The organism is Bacillus sp. Nf3, assembly GCF_003028545.1.
Classification (GTDB): Bacteria; Bacillota; Bacilli; order Bacillales; family Bacillaceae; genus Bacillus; species Bacillus safensis.
The window spans coordinates 1-660 of sequence record NZ_PYUA01000046.1 but is presented as its reverse complement, the minus strand read 5'-3'; the positions used below and the strand labels follow the sequence as shown (position 1 = coordinate 660).

1 protein-coding gene is annotated in these 660 nt (G+C 64.4%); it reads left to right on the top strand.

Annotated features, from left to right (window positions below; translation table 11 throughout):
- On the top strand, positions 1 to 574 hold a 574-nt coding region (locus C9414_RS20770), incomplete at its 5' end, for an SGNH/GDSL hydrolase family protein (RefSeq protein ID WP_107164299.1).
- Positions 575 to 660: the final 86 nt, after the last annotated feature.

The window sequence follows — 660 nt, the reverse complement described above, 5'->3', positions numbered from 1 at the left end:
CGGCCACAGCGTACCCGCCGGCTATGGCCGGACGCCGCAGGTCCAGAAGACCGACGCCTATCCCCGTCTGCTGGAAGATGCCTTGGCCGCTGCATATCCCCATGCCGTGCTCAATGTCATCACTGCGGGGGTGGGCGGAGAAACCTCGACGCAGGGACGTGCCAGGTTCCAGCGCGACGCGCTGGATCATCACCCGCGTGTTGTGCTGATCGACTATGGCTTGAATGATCGCTCGCTGCCGCTGGCCGAATCGGAGCGCAACCTCACCGACATGATCGGCAGGGCACGCAGTGCAGGGGCCTGCCCGGTGCTGATGACACCCACCTGGGATGAGCAGGCGCACCCCGAACGGCAGGACGATCCGCTCCGCATCCAGGCCGACATGATCGCAGGCCTTGGGGCCCGGCTGCAGGTTCCGGTCGCCGACAACCTGGCCTCGTTCCTGCATTTCAAGGGCGACCGCAGCGGGCTCATGGCCCAGTCCAACCATCCAAACAGGCAAGGCCACGCGCTGGTGGCGAGGAACCTCGCAGACCTGTTCGCACGACCGGCCGCCGCCCCCGCAAACAGGTAGTGCATGGAACCTGTAATCTTTCCATTGCTCCGGCATTTTCCCTTGTGATGTCCACCTTACAGTCAGTCCTTCTTGCTGGCCTCGTG